Origin of the sequence: Brachybacterium sp. AOP42-C2-15, assembly GCF_052377065.1 — a bacterium.
GTDB lineage: Bacteria > Actinomycetota > Actinomycetes > Actinomycetales > Dermabacteraceae > Brachybacterium.
Genome location: NZ_JBQSWK010000015.1, coordinates 1 through 18,489, shown reverse-complemented (window position 1 = coordinate 18,489; position 18,489 = coordinate 1). Strand labels below are relative to the sequence as shown.

The following is an 18,489-nucleotide window of genomic DNA, read 5'->3' as shown; positions in this document are numbered from 1 at the left end:
CGCGTCATCGGTCCTTGCGGGGTCGGTCCCGGTGAGACCGGTCCTCGCCGGGCGGGTCCGCCGGGTGCAGCAGGCCGGCGCTGATCGCCCTGGCCAGGGCCTGCTCGCGGGTGGACGCGCCGAGCTTCGCGTACAGGCTGCGCAGCTGGGCCTTGACGGTGTTGAGGGAGACGAACAGGCGCGCGGCGATCTCGCTGCGCCGGTCGGTCTCGGCCAGCAGCGTCAGCACCTCGCGCTCCCGGGCGGTCAGCTGCGGGACGCGGGAGGGCTCGGCCACGCCCGTCCCAGGCGGGAGCCGGGAGAGGTCCGCCTCGAGCAGAGCGGCGGCCTGCTCCCGGCCGGAGTCGGTGAGGGCGCCGAGCAGGGCCTCGCGATCCCCCTCCGAGAGCAGCACCAGCGGCCAGCGCAGAGCATGGCCGCCGGAGAGCTCGCGGATCTGCAGCCCGTAGCCGGCCAGGTCCAGGCCCTGCGAGGAACGGCGGGCCACGTGCACCCCGGCGATCGCGGTGATCATCCGGTGCAGCGGGGTGGTCGCGGCGAGCTCGGCCCGTGCCAGCAGCGGCAGCGCCTCCTCGGGCCGCCCCTCGGCGAGGACGGTCAGCGCCGACAGCGCCGACAGCATCGCCGCCACCGGCGCATCCCGCACGCCTGCGGGCCGACGGGCGGGCACGCCGCCGGCGAGGATCCGCAGCATCGCCGCCGCAGTGTCCAAGCGCTGGATCGCCGACGGGAGAGTGCGTTCGGAGCGTCGCTCGGCCGTGGTGCGAGCGAGGAATGCCTCTCCCTCGTCCGGGAGGCCCTGCTGGGCCAGTGCGAGGCTGCGGACGGCGGTGATCAGGTCCCAGTACTCGATGGTGGCGAAGTGCGGATCGAGGCGGGCCAGCTGCGCGAGCGCCTCCTCGGGGCGGGCCTCGTTCAGCGACACCCAGGCCCGGGCGATGATCTCCACGGCGTCGTGGTATCCGCTGCGCCAGGAGTGCGGCCAGTCCTCGGCATCGATCCGGTCCAGGGAGGTGGCCGCGGCGGTGATGTCCCCGCTCACCGCGTGGATCAGCGCCAGATGCGCATGGGCGACATTGCGGTGGTGCGCCCGGTGCACGGTCTCCGCAAGGCGTGCCTGCAGCAGGCGGGCATCGCGCGCCGCAGCGAAGTCGTCGGCGTAGAACAGGGTGGTCGCGGTCTGGCTGATCGCGGTCATCAGGATCCCGTCCAGCTGGTGATCGCGCTGCGGATCCTCCACGGCGCTCTCGAGGACGGGCAGGGCGCGCAGGGCGAGGTCCTTCATCGACCGGGACTGGCCGAGCATCCGATGCACAGCGGACTGGATCCCCTGACGGATCGCACGGTCCAGCGGCGGGATGGAGGAGGAGCGGACGCGACCGATCATCGCCGCGGAGACGAAGAACTGCATGGCCCTCGGCTGGGTGTCGGCGGAGCGGTTCAGCACCAGTGCGTGCCAGAGCGCCAGCATGGGGTGGCGATGGATGCGGGCCGCGGGGAGCGCCTGCAGCAGGCGGGAGAGGTGCCGGGCGTCCTCCGCAGGCAGGGGATGGGAACGCATCAGCAGATGCTCGACATGGGCCATGTCCTCGGCCCGCAGCGCATGCTCGATCGCCGCCAGCTTCTCGCCGCGCACCTCGGCCAGCCAGTGTGCGATCGTCGAGTGCAGCTCGCGCAGCCTGGCCGGCGTAGGCGGGGTGAAGTTCGCCGCGGCGGCGAGGCGCAGGTGGTGGCTGTACTGGAAGACGGGCGCGCTGCCCTCTGGGCCGCGCAGCCACTGCCCGGAACCGAGCTGCTCGAGCGTGCCCAGCAGCGTCTCGGCGTCGTGGCGGCCGCTCAGCTGCCGCGCCAGGTCGACGTCCACCAGCGGCGACTGCGCGGTGACCTCGAGGAACTCTTGCAGCACGGGGTCTCCGGGGCGGGCGGCCAGCTCGTGGCGGGATGCTGTGACCAGCAGGTCATCCAGATCGAGATCCTCCTCGGTGGGCCGGGTCTCGAGGGCGTGCTGCAGCACCCCGAGCGACCAGCGCATCGAGGCGAGCCGGCGGGAGGAGGGCACCGCTCCGAGCTGGTGCAGGACTCCTGCGCGTCGTGGATCGCCCTGCAGGGCGGGGACGGCCAGGTCCAGGAGAGTCGAGATCTCCTCGAGGCTGAGTGCGAGATGCTCCTCGGTGAGCACTTGGATGTCCAGGACCGCGTGGATGCGGACGGACTCCAGCACGGTGGGGAAACGGCCCGCGACCACGACACGGGCGAACGACACGCGGCGCAGGATCTCGACCAGGTCCTCGCACACCTCGTCCCAGTAGCCGCCGTCGGCGGCGGAGCCGGCGTCGTCCAGCAGCAGGGTCACCGGCTGCCCGTGGTCCTCGAGCACGCGGCAGATCGTCGCCGGGATGGTGTCGGCGTGGTCGGCGATCGAGGCCATCTCCCGGTACAGGGCACGATCCGCGAGCAGCCCGCGGGCGTGGAAGCGGCCCAGCACGCGCATCCAGAACCCGGTGCGGGTGCGGGTGCCGTCGTCGGCCTCGATCCACATCAGGGTGCCGCGCTGGTCGGGGGAGGTCGCGACCGCCCACTGGGCCATGAGCGTCGTCTTGCCGGTGCCGCCGGGCGCGCGCAGCACGGTCAGCGGAGCCGGCCCGTCGAGGCGCGCGAGCAGGGCGGGGCGGGGGAGCACCCGCGAGGTCAACCGCGGGACGTGCTGGAGATCGGCGGCGGCATCAGGCGTCAGCATGTCGGGGCACTCCCGTCGAGATGGTCGGTGGGCCGAAAGGCGGCGAACCCCGGGATGACGCATGGGGCGCAGGCGCACGCACATCGGGCGCTGGCAGGCCAGCGCTTACCGGAGAGTGTAGGACCCCCTGCGGGTCTATCGAGGTCACGGGGTGCTCCTGTGCATGGGTTCGGGAGCGGTGACGTCGCCCGATGAGGGTGGGTGAGCCCAGGTCGCCAGCTGCAGGTCGGTCAGACCGGTGAGCAGCGGGACGAGCCGTGCGCATCGGTGCCCCAATCTTGAGGCGGAGCGCCGAGTGATGACATCTTCAGCTATCGGTCAGACACTTGACGCGGAAATCGGTTGTGGTCTTGCTGACATGTGTCAACTTTCGGCGATCGCTGGGTGCTGACCGGGGCCAAGGTCGTGCGGGGCGCGGGGCGAGGACGCACCCTCGGGCCTGCACGGGGCCCGCCGCGGCGCCCCTTGGCTCACCGCAGCAGGAGCAGCTGGCGAAGCCACGGCACGTGTTCGCTGAGCAGGGCGATGGCGCCGTCGCCCAGCACGGCGATGCCCGCGAGGGCGAGCAGGGCGGCGAGACCTGTCTGCAGGGCGCGGCGCCTGGGGCCGAGGACCTCCATGACCCGCGTGACGAGCTGCTCGTGCCGGCCGAACGCGGCGGCGGTGAGCACGGCGACGAGCGGCAGCTGATAGACGAGGTTCCACAGCACCAGCAGCGCCACATGGCGCACGAGGTGCTGTTCCTGAGAGGCCATGCCGACAGCGATCGTGAACCCGGGATCGGCCAGCGCCGTCGCCGCGAAGCCGACGCCCGCGAGCACCAGCGGAGCGGTAGCCAGAGCTTTCGGGGTGGAGCGCCGCTCGAGCCGGCCCTGCGGCACGGGCGGTCGGGACGCGGCCCGGAACTGGTGCACGCTGAAGCCGACGAGGGCGAGCCCCACCACGATCTCGACGGCGCCGATCGCGTTGTCGGAATCCAGCACGGGCCGCAGCCACCGGTTCAGCAGCTCCAGCAGCGGACGCAGGATCAGCGTTGCCGCGATGATGACCACCGTGTACCCGCCGGCGAAGGCGAGCAGATGTCGCATCGTGCCGCCGCGCAGCATCACGCCGATCGCGATGACGCCTCCCAGTACATCCATCGTCACGACCGCGAGCCCGAAGAAGGCGAGGATCCCGGCGAACGTCATGCCTGAAGGCTACGAGAGGCCGCGGTGCGGGGACGATGGGGCAAGCCCCAGTGTGGGGCGGGGGATTCCCGCACGGCGGTGCGCAACAGGTCCGTATACGGGAGGATGAGGGCCGGCCGGGCGCTGGCCCGACGGAGAGCGAGGGTGCGATGAGCGAGCCAGTCCCCTTCGAGGTGTACGAAGAGGGCGTCTACCTCCACGGCACCAGGGCCGTGCTGGCACCGGGAGATCTCCTCACCCCGGCGCAGCCCTCGAACTACCGCGACGACGCCCCGCTGCGGCACGTGTATGTCACCGAGACGATGCACGCCGCGGCCTGGGGCGCGCAACTCGCGCGCGGCGACGGAGAGCCCCGGGTCTACGTCGTGGAGCCGACAGGCCGGCTCGAGGACGATCCGAACGTCACCGACAAGCGCCTCCCCGGCAACCCCACCCGCTCCTACCGCAGCACCGAACCGGTGCGCGTGGTGCGCGAGCTGAAGGACTGGCCCCGGCACAGCGAGGAGAGCGTGCGGGCGATGCGGGAAGGACTCGAGGCGCTGCGGCGCGATGGGGCCGACGAGATCATCGACTGAGCGAACCTCGTTCGGTGATGTCCGGACGTGTCGGCGTCGCGGACGGCTGTACGGGTCTGTCCTGAACCCGGACTTTTCGGGCACTCCTCCCATAGGTTGAGCGCGTCAGAGCCGATGGACAGCACTGGCTCCCCTGGTCGTCTGCGTAGGCGCTCCTGCCCCTTCTCGTCGGAGGTTCTTGTGGTTCACAACTCTCGTACTCTCGCGCCACCCCGCCTGGTGGCATTGATGGCGCTCCTGCTCACCGTGCTGCTCATGGCCAGCCTTCTCAATCCGTCGGCAGCGCATGCGGCGCCGACGGTGAAGGAGAAGGAGCCGAACGACACCACAGCCACGGCCCAGCGCGTGGACCTCGGCACCACTGTCCAGGGGAAGATCGAGGACCGCGGTTGGGTCACGGACTTCTACAGGTTCTCGGCACCCAAGCCGGGCAAGCTCACGCTCGACCTCCGCTTCGGCGACCACCTGGGGACTGAGGGCGACCTGACACTGAAGATCTTCAACTCCTCGGGGACCCAGATCGAGAGGATCATCCTGACGCCCGCGGATCACAGCGGTGCGAAGCTCCGCAGCTTGGCCATGTTCGTAGAGGCCGGGACCTTCTACGTCTCTCTCGACACCTATCGCTCCCAGTGGTACGGAGCGTCCTACACGCTCAAGACCACCGTGACAGCAATGGCTTCCGAGACGGAGCCCAACGGCACGACGGCGACGGCAGATGTGATCGCGCTGGGACAGAAGACAGTCGGAGCAACACTGGAAGATCCTCATTGGGCCGCGAGGGATAACGACTACTTCCGAGTTGCGCTGTCGAAGCGGACCACAGTGCAGGTGGACTTCCGCTTCGCCTGCAATCTGGGCACGGAGGAGCTGTATCGCCTCCGGCTTCTGGACAACAAGGGCAAGCAGCTCCTGGATCGCGGGCTCACGGGTTCTGAGTGCAACGGCGCTGGCCTGCGGGGGCAGCGGGTCACGGTCCCCGCAGGCAACCTCTACGTCCATATCTCCTCGCGATTCGCCAACGACGTGACGCGGGGCAAGCAGTATTCGCTCACGGTGTCCCCGGCGAGCCCTTTCACGGACGTACGCCCGGGAATGGAGCACTACGACGCGATGGTGTGGATGAAGGAGAGCGGCACCTCGACCGGCTGGTCCGACGGCACCTATCGACCTCTCTCCTCGGTGAACCGCGATGCGATGGCGGCGTTCCTCTACCGTGATGCCGGGTCGCCGAAGGTGACGTTGCCGCGCACCTCCCCGTTCCGGGATCTCAAGCGCACCGACGAGCACTACAAGGCGATCGTCTGGGCGTACCAGAAAGGGATCACCACCGGCTGGGCGACGTCCAAGGGCCGGGAATTCCGGCCGGTGCAGCCCATCGCCCGCGATGCGATGGCGGCATTCCTCTACCGCTACGCGGACTCCCCGAGGTACACCACCCCGAAGGGGGCCTGCTTCACCGATGTGAGGTCGAATCAGCAGTTCGCCAAGGAGATGTGCTGGATGAAGAGCACGGGCATCTCCAAGGGCTGGTCGGATGGTACGTACCGACCGCTGCAGTCGGTCAAGCGTGATGCGATGGCCGCGTTCCTCTACCGCTACACCAGCACCTGAGGTACGACGGGCAAACTCACTGATCGTGATTCCCTGCCGGTGCAGAGCCTGGATGTCCACGCTGCTCCTCTCTAAGAGCATGAGTGGCGGGCCTCCCTGGATGGCTGGTGTGTGGTCAGAGACCACCAGCATCCAGGGAGGCCCGACTCAGTCGACGGAGCGACCCAGACTGGGGAATTTCGGCGAGCAGACCAGGGGAGTTTCAGCGAGCGCCAACACCAGCGCGTCCCCGGCAACCCCACCCGCTCCTACTGCACCACCAAGCTGGTGTCCGTGATGCGTGAGAAGCTCGCGAAGCTGCGACGGACGGGGCGGGTCGAGATCATCGAGTGAGGTCCTTGCGCGGTACGCGACCTTGCCATCGGTGGGTAAGGGCGCGCGGCAAACGCGGTTCGCACGGAAGTAACGACTGAACAACATTCCTGTGAACTTCTCGCGCGGCTGAGCTAGGTCGATCACGTCTCCATCCAGGCACGCGTCGCTAAGTTCCCAGGGATCGCTAAGATCGCAGGAGACTTTCGACCCAGAGGTCGATCCCGGACCGAGCGGAGGAAAGTGCCCAGCCCACGACGTGTGGCGCTCAATGCGCGACTTCTCCTTCAGTCCGCGCTCCAGCATGCGGTGGATGACCCCGCGCTGCTGGTGGTGCAGGTGAGTCGTCGTCTGCCGTTTGCCGTGCGGATTCGAGCAGGGAGAGCGCTGCGCGCCATCGCTTCCGGGGTGCCCGGAGGCATCGGCGCCGCGGCGCTCGGTGCCTTCATGGCCGGGGACGTCAGGGACGCGCAGAACCGCATTGCTGCGGATCCGCACTCCCGTTCGACGATGCACGCCGAGGTATCTGTCCTTCTGGACCGACCCGAGCTGCTCTCCTCCGAGGCCACGGCCACGACCCGCGCCCGCTCCGCATGGTCCCGCGGGGAGATGCGTGAGGCGCTCGAAATTCTGGACGCAGAAGGACGGGGAAGCTCCACCTATGCACAACGACTGCGGAGTGAACTCCAGTTGCTGCGCCCTGGATACCGGTTGGCGGCTCCATCCGCCCCTGCCCTCGCCAGCGCACCCCACCGTGCCGGAGAGCAACTTCGAGTTCTGCACCTGATCACCAACTCACTTCCGTATACGCAGTCCGGGTACTCGCTGCGAACCCACCGGATCCTGCGCGCACTGCAGGAGAGAGGCATGCGCTCGGTGGCGTTGACCCGTACCGGCTATCCCGTGATGGTGGGCAAGATGCTCGCCGACGACACCGACGTCATTGACGGGGTCGAGTACCGCCGCGTGCTTCCCACCGCCCTCGGGACGACCCCGGAGGAGCGCCTGGATCAGGAGGTCAACGTTGCGTTGGACGTGGTGCGGGACCTGCGTCCCCACGTACTGCACGCCACCACCGACTACCGCAATGCCCTCGTCGCGCAAGCGGTGAGCGCCGCCACCGGCATCCCGTGGGTACTCGAGGTGCGCGGTCTCATGGAACAGACCTGGGTCGCTTCCCGCCACACCATGCAAGCGCGTGCAGCGGCCGAGGGGTCCGAGAAGGTTCGCCTGGTCCGGGAGCGCGAAGGCGAGCTCGCACGCAACGCCGCAGCGGTGGTCACCCTCAGTTCCACGATGGCGGAGCAGCTCGTGGAAAGGGGCGTGAAGCGTGACCGCATCACTCTGGTGCCCAACGGGGTGGATGAGGCTCTGTTCGAGGACCATGCCGAGGTGGCCGACGCCCGGCGCGAGGTGGGACTGAACCTCCCAGACGGAGCGTTCGCCGTGGGTGCCGTGAGCGCCCTGGTGGACTACGAGGGATTCGAGACTCTCGTGCGCGCGGCAGCGCGTCTTCTCACGGATCCGAGAACCGCCCCCGACCTCCGCGAAAGGCTCCATGTGGTGATCGTGGGAGACGGCGTCGCAGCTCCCGGTCTCGCCGAGCTCGCCTTCGAGCTCGGCATTCAGGAGAGAGTTCACCTGCCGGGCCGGGTGCCCGTCGCCGAGGCGCGACGCTGGGTCGAATCGCTCGATGTGGTGACGGTGCCGCGATTGGACCGTGCTGTATCCCGTACTGTGACCCCGCAGAAGCCCATTGAGGCCTTGGCGTTGGGTCGCCCTGTGATCCTCAGTGACCTGCCGGCACTTCGGGAGACAGTCACCGATCCCGATGGCGGCGTGCATGCGGTGCTTATGCCGGCTGGCTCTGCGGAGCATTTGGCTGCGGCGATAGCGGAACTCGCAAGTGACGGCGATCTGAGGGAGCGTCTGGCGGCAGGGGGAACGGCGGTGGCCCGCGCACGGACCTGGAGCGCATTGGTGGCACGATACGAGCGAATGTACGGAACGGCGGCATAGGGACGAGATGGCACGACGTGCAACAGACAGCGAGGTGACGAGCATCGCGGAGGTCAAACAGGCTCTCGAGGTGCGTGGCCTCGATTCCAGCGAGCTGCGACCTATCGGGATCCGTCCGCCGCTGGGTGCCTACATCGTGCAGCTCTGGCACCGCAGGGCCTTCATCTGGATGGATTCGCGCCATCGCGCCGCGACGCAGAACGCCAAGAACCGTCTCGGTAATGTCTGGCTCATACTGCGGCCGCTGGTCGATTCCGTCTTCTACTTCATCATCTTCGGTCTCATCCTCGGCGGACGCGGCGACGTCGAGAACTACGCGGCCTTCGTGGTGATCGGGATCCTGACGTACCGCTCGACCGCAGCCGCGATCTCTCAAGGCGTGTCGGCGATGACTGCTGGGAAGTCGATGATCCGGGCCTTCAACTTCCCACGCGCGGCCATCCCCTTGGCGTCAGCGGTGAGGGACACGATGATCTCGGTGATCGCGGTGGTGGTGATGTGCCTGGTGATCTGGATGGTTCCGCCCTTTGCACCACCCACCACGACGTGGGTGTTCCTCCCCCTGATCTTTGCCATCCACAATGTGCTGAACCTGGGGATCCGTTTCTGGGTCGCCCGCCTCGGATTCATCCTTCCGGACATGAGCCAGATCATGTCGGTGATCAGCCGCTTCCTCCTGTACGGCTCCGGAGTGATCTTCCCGATCGAACGCTTCGTGACTCACCCGGTGGCACTTGCGATCATCGAAGCCAACCCACTCTTCCAGGTCATCTCGATCTATCGGTCGCTGCTCATGGACGGGGTCATGCCGCCGCTGAGCACCTGGCTGTTCACCACAGCCGTCACGATGGGGATCCTGATTCTCGGATTCATCTTCTTCTGGCGAGGGGAGGCGAGCTATGGCCGTGAACAACGCTGAGTGGGAGCAGGACAGCGAGAACACCGGGGACGCTCCGACCACCACCCGCTGGGTGGCCCCCGAAGAATCTCCGGTCACGGTTGTCGCCCACAGGCTCCGGATGCGGTACAAGGCCCAGCGCACAGACCGCACGCCGCGCAAAGGCTTGCTGGGGAAAGTCGCGAAGCGCAAGCACATGGTCTCGGTCTCCGCGCTCCGCGGGGTGGATCTCCAGGTGCGCTCCGGGGAGTTCGTCGGCATCATCGGCCGCAACGGTTCCGGTAAGTCGACGCTGCTGCGCGTTCTCGCCGGCGTTGAACCGCCCACCTCGGGCGTGGTGATGACCAGTGCGAGGCCCCAGCTACTGGGCGTGAGCGCGGCGTTGATCCCGGAGCTGACTGGAGCCGAGAACATCAAGCTCGGTTTCCTCGCGATGGGCCTCTCGGAGGAGGAGGCTGAGGAGAGGTTCCCCGCCGCAGCCGATCTCTCTGCCCTCGGCGAGACCATCGACCTGCCGATGCGCACCTACTCATCGGGTATGGGTGCTCGCCTCAAGTTCGCGATCTCGGTCATGGCCGAGCCCAAGATCCTCATGATCGATGAGGCACTCTCCACGGGCGATGCCACGTTCTCCGAGCGGTCGGCCAAGAAGATGGACGACATGCTTGCCGACGCCGGCACAGTGTTCATGGTCAACCACGCCGCCCAGACGATCGAGAACATGTGCTCCCGCGCCATCTGGATGGAGAAGGGCCGCGTTGTGCTCGATGGCGACGCTGTCGACGTGGCACGCAAGTACCGCTGGTTCGCCCACAACCTTGCCCAAGGCAACGAGGAAAAGGCCACCGCGCTGCTCCGCGACGCAATCCTCGAGGGTGAGTCGGTGCGAGCCGCCTCGATGCTCACTCTGCCCGACGAGCCTGAGCCGGAGGAGCCGACTGACAGAGCGCCGGAGCTCGAACCCGACCCCTTCCTGAGCGTCTTCGCCCAGGACATGAAGGCACGGCGCTTCCCCGGCACCGTTCTCCCGAGTGATAGGGACAGCCCTTGATCGCCCCCATCCTGCCCTTACAAACTCCCCTTCCACGACCAATGAAGCACACGACGAGAGGCATCCCGTGGCTATGCGCATCATGACCATCTACGGCACCCGACCCGAGGCGATCAAGGTTGCCCCGATCATCAAGGCGATCGAGGCCGACCCCGATCTAGAGAGCATCACTGTGGTGACGGGCCAGCATCGCGAGATGCTGGATCAGGTCAATACGATGTTCGGGATCGTGCCCGATCACGATATGAACATCATGAGCGCAGGCCAGTCGCTCAACACGATCGTGGCGAAGGTGATTGCGGGGATAGACGGGATTCTCGAGCAGGAGAAGCCGGATGCTGTGATCGTGCAGGGTGATACCTCGACCGTCATGAGCGCCGCGATCGCTTCGTTCAACCGTCAGATCCCGGTGATCCACCTTGAGGCCGGCCTGCGCTCCGGAGACATTAACTCGCCGTTCCCCGAGGAGGCGAACCGGAAGCTGACCAGCCAGATCGCAGCCCTGCACCTCGCGCCCACCTCCACCAGCAAGGCGAACCTGACGCGAGAGGACGTCAGCGAGAACGACATCGTTGTCACCGGCAACAGTGTGATTGACACGCTCATGTTCGCCGCGGCGAGGCTCCGAGTGCCGTTCGAGGATTCTCGCCTCGAGGACCTCCGCTCGGAGAAGGAATCCGGCACTGCCGGACGGGTCCTGCTGGTCACCGCTCACCGCCGTGAAAACCTCGGCTCCGCCATGAAAGACATCGGCCAGGCCGTGGCCGAGCTAGCTCGGAAGTACCCGGACCTCACCGTGGTGTTCCCGATTCACAAGAACCCGAAGGTTCGCGCCGCCATCCGCCCGGCGGTGGAGAATCTCGAGAACGTGTATCTCATCGAGCCCCTCGCCTACGCCGAGTTCACCCAGGTGCTCAGCCTCGCCGATGTGGTCCTCACCGATTCCGGCGGCGTTCAGGAGGAGGCGCCGAGCCTGGGCAAACCTGTGCTCGTGATGCGCGAGAACACCGAGCGTCCGGAGGCCGTGGTGGTAGGCACCGTGAAGCTGATCGGTACACACAAGCAGCGGCTCGTCGACGAAGTTGCGCTTCTTTTCGACTCCGAAGAGGCCTATCTCGGGATGGCGAATGCGGTGAATCCCTACGGAGACGGCCGGGCTGCTCAGCGGACCATCGACGCAATCAAGTGGAAGTTCTCGGGCGGAGACGAACCGGTCGGGTTCGTCGCTAACTGACACACCGCCGACAAAATATTCATGGAGGACTGCGTGCTCGAGCATCATCAACTGGCGGGAACCCTGATCGACGAGCTGGCGTTGAGCATCGACGTGCCGTCGGGTGTCCGAGACATTGTCATAGGAGTCAAGGCTGGCATCAGGGGGCCGGTTACGGACCGACCCGCTCTGATCGCATACAAGCTGATCGATGAGCTGGGGAACGTTTCGGCTCCGAACGGCCATCACTATCGTTCCCCCCATGTCGGGTACTTCTTCTACCTCGAGGTGGAGGAAGGTGATGAAAATCCCCGATCATCCGAGACTGTCAAGGTCCTCTCTGTTCCGCCAGGCGTCGTCAGAATCGAGCTCTCCGGGCGGCATTGGACACGAGGGGTGACGGCCTTCCTGGATGAGCTGGTCGTCGCAGCCGTCCCGGAAGGAGGCCTTGGCGCATCGGAGGACTCTGATGTCCCACAATGGCTCCTGGACGGGGTGCCCCGAAGATTCAGGTCCCGATGGGGCCTGCGTTTCCCGGATCGCGGCCCTGTCGAGCCCGGAAACGGATCAGACCAGATCGCATGGTCGCTGGCGAAGGAGATCGTCGGGGCTCCCCTCGCGTTGGACGCGAATCGCGACGCTTACCGGTCACATGGAAGCAAGGAGGCGCATCGCTTCAAGGTGGCCCTGATCTGCGACGAATTCACATTCAACTCGTTTAGCCCCGAGTTCGAATACGCAATTTTGGAGCCGGGCAACTGGCGGGAGACGCTTGAGGAATTCGAGCCGGACTTCCTGTTCTGTGAGAGTACATGGTCGGGGGTGGATTCTCACCGCCGGCCTTGGCGAGGGCAGGTCTATGCGTCGGTCAAGTTTCCGAGAGAGAATCGCGGCGCCCTTCTCTCCATACTTGCGTACTGTAGGGAGAAATCGATCCCCAGCGTCTTCTGGAACAAGGAGGATCCGACCCACTATCATGACCGGGTGAACGATTTCGTCTCAACCGCTTCGCGCTTCGATTACGTGCTCACGACGGCGGAGGAAGTTCTCGACGAGTACCGCAAGTTCCTTCCGGACGACAGGGTGGGGGTCCTGCAGTTCGCTGCGCAGCCCCGCGATTTCAATCCTCTGCACGTAGGGGAACTGGAGGAGCGAGCCGTCTTCGCTGGCGCGTGGTACGACATTCATGAGCGTCGCTCTGAGACCATGCGGCAGGGTTTTGATTCGGTCCTGGAGGCAGGCATCCCGCTTGTCATTCATGATCGGAACCTCCGCAGCCTGGATCGAGAGACAAACTTTCCGGCGCCCTACGACAGCTTTGTCAGTCCCGCGATCTCGCACAAAGCCACAGCAAAGGTCTACCGCAACAGCAAGTTCGGGCTGAACTTCAATACGGTGACTGATTCCAGGACAATGTTTGCACGGCGCGTCTTCGAGCTTGCTGCGTCGAACGCTCTGGTGGTAAGCAATTTTTCGCCAGGAATCGAGTGCATCTATGGTGACGACGTCTACTTCTACGATCGAACCAGAGAACGCCTGGAAGAATTGACCGAGAAGGATGTTCTTGACAAGACGGCTCGCGCCTTTCGCGTGACGATGACGCACCATACGTACAGGCAGAGATTTGAACAGATCCTTCAATTCCTTGGATTGAAATTTACTTCTAGTCGCCCCGCCCCCACCATGATGTCGATTGTCAGTTCTTTCGGGGATGCTGAAGAGGCGACCAGGGCCTTCCGGGCGCGAAAGCGGGACTTCTCCAGACTTCTGCTCGTAGTTTCGAGGGAAGTCCCGTCCTCTCGCACGGGAAAGTACTACGCGGAATACGCTGGTCCGGACGTCGACGTGGTGTCACAGGAGTTGATCTCGACGGAACGAGTCCCTTCGACTAACTTCCTCCGCACCCCTGACATCATCTGGGTGGATGGAAGTGATGTGCCGGCCGTCCATGAAATCAAGGCCCTCATGATGCACGGCGAGTACAGCAGGCTTCCCATGGGGCTCGGCCACCGCGACAGGCCCGCGATGACGGCTAGAGCGCTAGGCCCGGGTCTTAGACTTTCAGCGATCGATGTCATTCCGGCATTGACGGAGCAATCCACCGTGCGCCCTGTACTCGAGGTAACCCGATGAGCGAGGTAACAATCGTGAACAGACCGGTGGTGGACATCAGTTTCATCGTCCCGATGTACAACGCTGAGGAGAAATTCAGCCGATGCGTTGCGTCACTTCGTGAACTCGAGGCCGCACTCCCTTCGCCTCGGAACGGCGGCGGAAACCTGTCCTTCGAGGCAATCTTCATCGACGACTGTTCCACCGATGCCACCTTCGCACTTCTGTCGGACGCCGCAGAGGCGCACGACCATTGGTACGTGCTGCAGACGCCAAGGAACTCCGGCTCCCCGTCTGCACCGAGAAACTTGGGACTGAGACAGGCCCGGGGCCGATACGTCTTTTTCCTGGACGGAGATGACGAAGTCAATGGAGAGGGCATTCGCGCGGCACTGGAACTCGCGGATGGCTCTTCCCACGATGTCGTCCGCGGACCTGTGCTAGTGCATTACTTGGGCGAGGACCGGCGCGTGCTCATTGATCGCATGTCGCCGGATCATGACGCGAGCGCCGCTGCAATGCTCGAGCTGATCGCGAGGGAGCAGAGCCTGAACTGCTCGGCTCTTTGGCGCAAGGATCTTCTCATCGAGCACCAGTTGGCCTTCGACGAGAGCGTCAAGATGGGCGAGGACATCGTCTTCACAGCGCAGGCCATGTCGCAAGCGCAGAGCATTGGCTACGTTGACACCCCGCTGTTCCATTATCTCCGCCAACCAGGGGGAGGGAACTCCTCCATGCACTACTACTCTGGGCGGGAGCTTCGTGAGCTGGTAACGTCATGGCAAACCGTGGAGGATTGCTTCCTCACGCGCGGCCTGAGTTACTTCGAGCTCCATGGCGAGAAGACGATCAACTACGCTCTCCGGCTAGTCTTCCGTTACCACGATCGCGGCAGCATCGGGTCGGAAGATATGGAGGACTTTTGCGACTTCTTCGTAAGGAACTCAACCAAGCTGTCTAGACTGAAGTTTGCGGACGCCCATGTCGCTGACTTCGTGTCAGTGGTTTCCATCAGAGGGGCGTCAGCATTCTGGGAGATGATGCGCCCTCGGTTACTGATCGCCGGGCACGATCTAAAGTTCATCAAGTCTGCGGTCCCGTTGCTGCGCGAGTGGTTCGAAGTCAGGGTCGACGAGTGGCCTTCCGAGATCATGCATGATGAGCGGCAAAGCAAGCAGCTCCTCGCCTGGGCAGACTACGTGTGGGTTGAGTGGCTGACTGCCGCTTCCGTCTGGTATGCAGAACATGTGCGGCCCACCCAGAAGCTGGTAGTTCGCATGCATCGTTACGAGCTCGGTCGCAGTTATGGTGACCAGATCCCAGTGCACAAGGTGGGAGCATTCGTAGCGATTGCTCCCCATTGCTTGGAAGACATGATCGAGCGGTTCAGTTTCGATCGCGCCAAAGTCCACTATATCCCGAACTTCTATCAGGTTGATTCCTACGATAGGTCTGAGGCGGACGATGAGGGTCGGCTCTTCAGGCTCGCGGTGATCGGTGCGGTCCCCCGCCGTAAAGGTCTACTCAGGGCACTAGAGCTTCTTCGCAGCCTGCGAGAAATTGACCAGCGCTACACTTTGTCGATCTTGGGCAAGGAAGTTTCGGAAATGCCCTGGATCGCGTGGGATCCGCACGAGCAGGCTTACTTCGCCGCATGCGAAGAGTTTGTGCGGGAGAACGGGATGGACGACGCCGTAACGTGGGTCGGATGGACGGATGTGAGGAAGGAAGCTCGTAAGTATGGCTTCGTCCTCTCCACGAGCGAGCATGAAGGCTCTCACGTCGGGCCTGGCGAAGCGTATTGCGCGGGCAATCAGGGCATCTTCCTCAGGTGGCGGGGTGCAGAGTTCGTGTACCCGGAAGAACAGGTTTTCGACACCGTCGAGCAGATGGCCAGTCACGTTCTTAGGATGCGCGATCTGAACGAGTTCAACGTAGTGGCTGAGCAAGGTCGGGAATTCATGAAGGACTCGTACGACATCGGTCGCTTCATCCAACGAGTACGCAGACTGTTTCAGAAGGTGGGATGACATGCCTCTGACCATTGATGGGGGCGCAGTGCCTGCGCAAAAGGGTCTTAGTTTATTCGTGTACGGCTCATGCGTTTCGCGTGATCTGATTGAGATCCCCAGTGTCGACGCGACGTGTATCGATTACGTTGCACGGCAGTCGTGGATCAGTGCCGCAGCGCCGACTGGCATAGCGGACGTAGAGTTCGGCCTCGGTTCCGCGTTCCAACGCCGAATGCTGGCAGGGGACCTCGCTGGCGACGCTCTCGAGCAGCTTCGGCAAGGTGCGGGAAAAGCCGGTGCGATCCTTCTGGACATCGTCGACGACAGATTCGGTGTCTACCCCTGCGGTGCCGGCTTCCTGACGCCTACCGCCGAGTTTCATGCGGCTGGCCTCCGCAACATGCTCGAGCTCGGTGAACACATCCCGTTCGGCACGTCGGAGCATCTGGAACTGTGGACCGCGGCAGCGCGGACGATCTGGTCCGCACTCGGCGAGTACAGGCACAAAGCTTTCCTGCTCGGCGCGAACTTCACGGCGAGGTCCATCGACGGTGCCGAAGTGCCTCAGGCACTCGGGCGGGGCGCCGATGAGTGGAACCGACTCTATCGACCCTATTACGAGCGGGCACGAGACATCGGGTTCCAGACGCTGATGCTTCCAGATTCGCTCGCAGTGACAACTCCTCATCATAGGTGGAATGCCGCTCCGTTCCATTATGTGGAGTTTTCATACGGTTGGTGGTACGAAACTATCCTTCGCAGTCTCGACCGCCAGTCGTCCCATTGAACCTATTGGTGGTAGTGCACTCGATGGCCACGCCTCTATGAAAATCGATCGAAGGAACTGACATGAAGCCAATCGCTGTGGGTGGAATCGCCCAGGACATGGTGGACGACTTCCCGTTCTCCGACGAGAACTCGGGCAACATGATCCACGGCCGCGCCCCGTTCGAGATGTTCAATTCGGCTGTCGATGTGCGCCGGTCCGGGTGGCGGAAGTACTACCAAGCAGGAACGCCCATCGACTTCATCAATGGTCAGTGTTCTCACTATGTCTTCTCTTGCGCGAATTTCCTTCAATTCGGGAATTTTACGGACCGCAAGAGGGCTGCTTACAGCTCGCTCCAGAAGTCCCTTGAGCCGGTAGAGGTCCCATTGGTGATCTTCGGGCTCGGTGCCCAGGCTCCCGCGTCTGGGGAAATATCTCCGGACGGCATTCCTCCTGAGGCTGTGGAGTTCATGAAATTCCTTGGCGAGAAATGCGAGGTAATCAGTGTTCGTGGCGAATTTACGGCGCGAGTGTTCCGTGAACTGGCTGGTGTTGAGAACACTCTCGTCACTGGGTGTCCTTCCTTCTTCCAGCGACCCGACGCGTTCGCCGAGCTGAAGGAGTACCTGAAGGGGCCTCGGGAAGGGGTTCTCTTCTACAACGCCACGCACTTGCGCTCCAAGGAAGAGCGAGTTTTAATGCAACGAGCGATCCTCGAACACCAGTACTGGTTGGAGGTGCATTCTGCCGAGATTCACCGATTCCATGTCGACGCGATGACTGATCCGGAGCTCGCAGAGCCGCCACTGCCACTTCACTACATGCTCGCTGGAACAGCGCCGGACGTTCGCCGTGACGAACTCGTCGCCTACTTCGCCCACCGCTATCGGATCTTCCGCGATACCCGTCCGTGGTATCAGTTCAACAAGGAGTATGTCCGACTGAGTTATGGAACCAGGTTCCATGGGAACATGGCGGCCCTGCTCGCAGGCCGGCCGGGCCTCTGGCTGACGCACGACTCGCGGACGGCCGAACTCACCCGCACGCTTCACCTCCCTGCGCTCACCGTCTCCGACGCTGCCTCGATGACGACCGAGGAGATCGAGAACTCCGTGGACTTCGATCCAATGTTCGAAGCGCTTCCGAAACTGTTCGAGACCTTCAACGAGTACCTCGCGACGTACGGGCTCCCTCAGAGGAAGCTCTCCCTGTGATGGCGGGCGGCGGTATGCCGGTCCTCAGCCCCAGGTATCTCGCAGATGGAGTGGCGCGAGATCTTCTTGACGTCCCGCCGACTCCGGAGGGGTTCGACCTGCTTGCGAGCTCATATGACAATGCCGGGAACACGATTCACGCCGAGAGCCCGTTCTCTCTGTGGGACGACGGGGCAGGGGCTGTCCTTGACGGGCGGCGACTTCGGCACCGCACCGGTATGACATTCGGGGACACCGTCACTTTCGCCAACGAGTATGCGGACAAGTTCCTCCTGTCGGCCGCGAACTTCATCCAGTTCGACGGGTTCTCGGAGGCTCGCCGCGCCGCTTACCGCAGGCTGGGGGACGATCTCTCGCGCCTGGAGATCCCGCTCGTTGTGCTTGGCCTAGGGGTACAGGCTCCGCAGAGGTGGAACCCGCTGGAACACCAGCTGCCAGCGGAAGCGGTCCAGCTGTTGAAGGTGATAGGCGAAAAGAGCAAGGTGGTGTCGGTCCGTGGCGAGTTCTCAGCGAGCATCCTGCGTGACTATGCGGGCGTACGGAATGTGATGGTGACGGGGTGCCCATCGTTCTTCCAGCGCCCTCAGGCCTTCGGTGAGTTGAGGCAGTTCCTGCGAGGGGATCGTCGCGGCGCAACCTCATTCTCGATCACTAACCTGTCGAAGCCGGCAGAGCTCGACCTCCTTCGTCGGGCGGTTCGTGAACGGCAACTGTTCGTCGACGTCCACGAAGGTCCTCTCGCTGGGTTTGTTCGCGCCCTGGCGCGGGACCCG

The 18,489-nt window shown here is 64.3% G+C and carries 13 protein-coding genes; 11 read left to right on the top strand and 2 right to left on the bottom strand.

What is annotated here, in order from left to right:
• Positions 1 to 4: 4 nt before the first annotated feature.
• Together ACT3SQ_RS10045 and ACT3SQ_RS10040 are read right to left on the bottom strand one after the other, a co-directional pair.
• Entirely contained in the window at positions 5 to 2,737 is a 2,733-nt protein-coding gene (locus ACT3SQ_RS10045; protein WP_444601097.1) for a LuxR C-terminal-related transcriptional regulator, read from the bottom strand.
• A gap of 470 nt (positions 2,738 to 3,207) precedes the next feature.
• Entirely contained in the window at positions 3,208 to 3,927 is a 720-nt protein-coding gene (locus ACT3SQ_RS10040) for a hypothetical protein (RefSeq protein WP_444601096.1), read from the bottom strand.
• Positions 3,928 to 4,076: 149 nt separating this feature from the next.
• Here ACT3SQ_RS10040 and arr point away from each other — a divergent pair, with 149 nt between their 5' ends.
• From arr to ACT3SQ_RS09985, 11 genes are all read left to right on the top strand, one after another.
• Positions 4,077 to 4,502: an NAD(+)--rifampin ADP-ribosyltransferase gene (gene arr, locus ACT3SQ_RS10035; protein ID WP_444601095.1), complete on the top strand. Its 426-nt coding sequence runs from the start codon at positions 4,077 to 4,079 to the stop codon at positions 4,500 to 4,502.
• Between the two features lie 228 nt (positions 4,503 to 4,730).
• Positions 4,731 to 6,116 (top strand): S-layer homology domain-containing protein, encoded by a 1,386-nt coding sequence (locus ACT3SQ_RS10030; RefSeq protein ID WP_444601094.1) that lies wholly within the window; start codon positions 4,731 to 4,733, stop codon positions 6,114 to 6,116.
• Between the two features lie 621 nt (positions 6,117 to 6,737).
• Positions 6,738 to 8,447: a glycosyltransferase gene (locus ACT3SQ_RS10025; protein ID WP_444601093.1), complete on the top strand. Its 1,710-nt coding sequence runs from the start codon at positions 6,738 to 6,740 to the stop codon at positions 8,445 to 8,447.
• 7 nt (positions 8,448 to 8,454) lie between these two features.
• Complete coding sequence (locus ACT3SQ_RS10020) at positions 8,455 to 9,366, top strand: ABC transporter permease (protein WP_444601092.1); 912 nt, start codon at positions 8,455 to 8,457, stop codon at positions 9,364 to 9,366.
• Entirely contained in the window at positions 9,347 to 10,396 is a 1,050-nt protein-coding gene (locus ACT3SQ_RS10015; RefSeq protein WP_444601091.1) for an ABC transporter ATP-binding protein, read from the top strand. Before ACT3SQ_RS10020 ends, ACT3SQ_RS10015 begins: the two co-directional genes overlap by 20 nt.
• A gap of 82 nt (positions 10,397 to 10,478) precedes the next feature.
• On the top strand, positions 10,479 to 11,630 hold the full coding sequence (gene wecB, locus ACT3SQ_RS10010) for a non-hydrolyzing UDP-N-acetylglucosamine 2-epimerase (protein WP_444601090.1): 1,152 nt from the start codon (positions 10,479 to 10,481) through the stop codon (positions 11,628 to 11,630).
• Positions 11,631 to 11,663: 33 nt separating this feature from the next.
• Positions 11,664 to 13,742, top strand: a complete 2,079-nt coding sequence (locus tag ACT3SQ_RS10005; protein WP_444601089.1) for a CgeB family protein — start codon at positions 11,664 to 11,666, stop codon at positions 13,740 to 13,742.
• On the top strand, positions 13,739 to 15,751 hold the full coding sequence (locus ACT3SQ_RS10000) for a glycosyltransferase (protein WP_444601088.1): 2,013 nt from the start codon (positions 13,739 to 13,741) through the stop codon (positions 15,749 to 15,751). Before ACT3SQ_RS10005 ends, ACT3SQ_RS10000 begins: the two co-directional genes overlap by 4 nt.
• A gap of 1 nt (position 15,752) precedes the next feature.
• Positions 15,753 to 16,520 (top strand): DUF6270 domain-containing protein, encoded by a 768-nt coding sequence (locus ACT3SQ_RS09995; protein ID WP_444601087.1) that lies wholly within the window; start codon positions 15,753 to 15,755, stop codon positions 16,518 to 16,520.
• A 62-nt stretch (positions 16,521 to 16,582) separates the two neighbouring features.
• Positions 16,583 to 17,716, top strand: coding sequence for a polysaccharide pyruvyl transferase family protein (locus ACT3SQ_RS09990; RefSeq protein WP_444601086.1), 1,134 nt, complete (start codon positions 16,583 to 16,585; stop codon positions 17,714 to 17,716).
• A 14-nt stretch (positions 17,717 to 17,730) separates the two neighbouring features.
• A partial coding sequence (locus tag ACT3SQ_RS09985) for a polysaccharide pyruvyl transferase family protein (RefSeq protein WP_444601085.1) occupies positions 17,731 to 18,489 on the top strand: 759 nt, incomplete at its 3' end.

Coding starts and splice junctions, on each gene's coding strand:
- ACT3SQ_RS10030 (WP_444601094.1), top strand. CDS start 4,731: ATGGCGCTCCTGCTCACCGTGCTGCTCATGGCCAGCCTTCTCAATCCG.
- ACT3SQ_RS10045 (WP_444601097.1), bottom strand. CDS start 2,737: ATGCTGACGCCTGATGCCGCCGCCGATCTCCAGCACGTCCCGCGGTTG.
- ACT3SQ_RS10000 (WP_444601088.1), top strand. CDS start 13,739: ATGAGCGAGGTAACAATCGTGAACAGACCGGTGGTGGACATCAGTTTC.
- ACT3SQ_RS09995 (WP_444601087.1), top strand. CDS start 15,753: ATGCCTCTGACCATTGATGGGGGCGCAGTGCCTGCGCAAAAGGGTCTT.
- ACT3SQ_RS10020 (WP_444601092.1), top strand. CDS start 8,455: ATGGCACGACGTGCAACAGACAGCGAGGTGACGAGCATCGCGGAGGTC.
- ACT3SQ_RS10040 (WP_444601096.1), bottom strand. CDS start 3,927: ATGACGTTCGCCGGGATCCTCGCCTTCTTCGGGCTCGCGGTCGTGACG.
- ACT3SQ_RS09990 (WP_444601086.1), top strand. CDS start 16,583: ATGAAGCCAATCGCTGTGGGTGGAATCGCCCAGGACATGGTGGACGAC.
- arr (WP_444601095.1), top strand. CDS start 4,077: ATGAGCGAGCCAGTCCCCTTCGAGGTGTACGAAGAGGGCGTCTACCTC.
- wecB (WP_444601090.1), top strand. CDS start 10,479: ATGACCATCTACGGCACCCGACCCGAGGCGATCAAGGTTGCCCCGATC.
- ACT3SQ_RS10015 (WP_444601091.1), top strand. CDS start 9,347: ATGGCCGTGAACAACGCTGAGTGGGAGCAGGACAGCGAGAACACCGGG.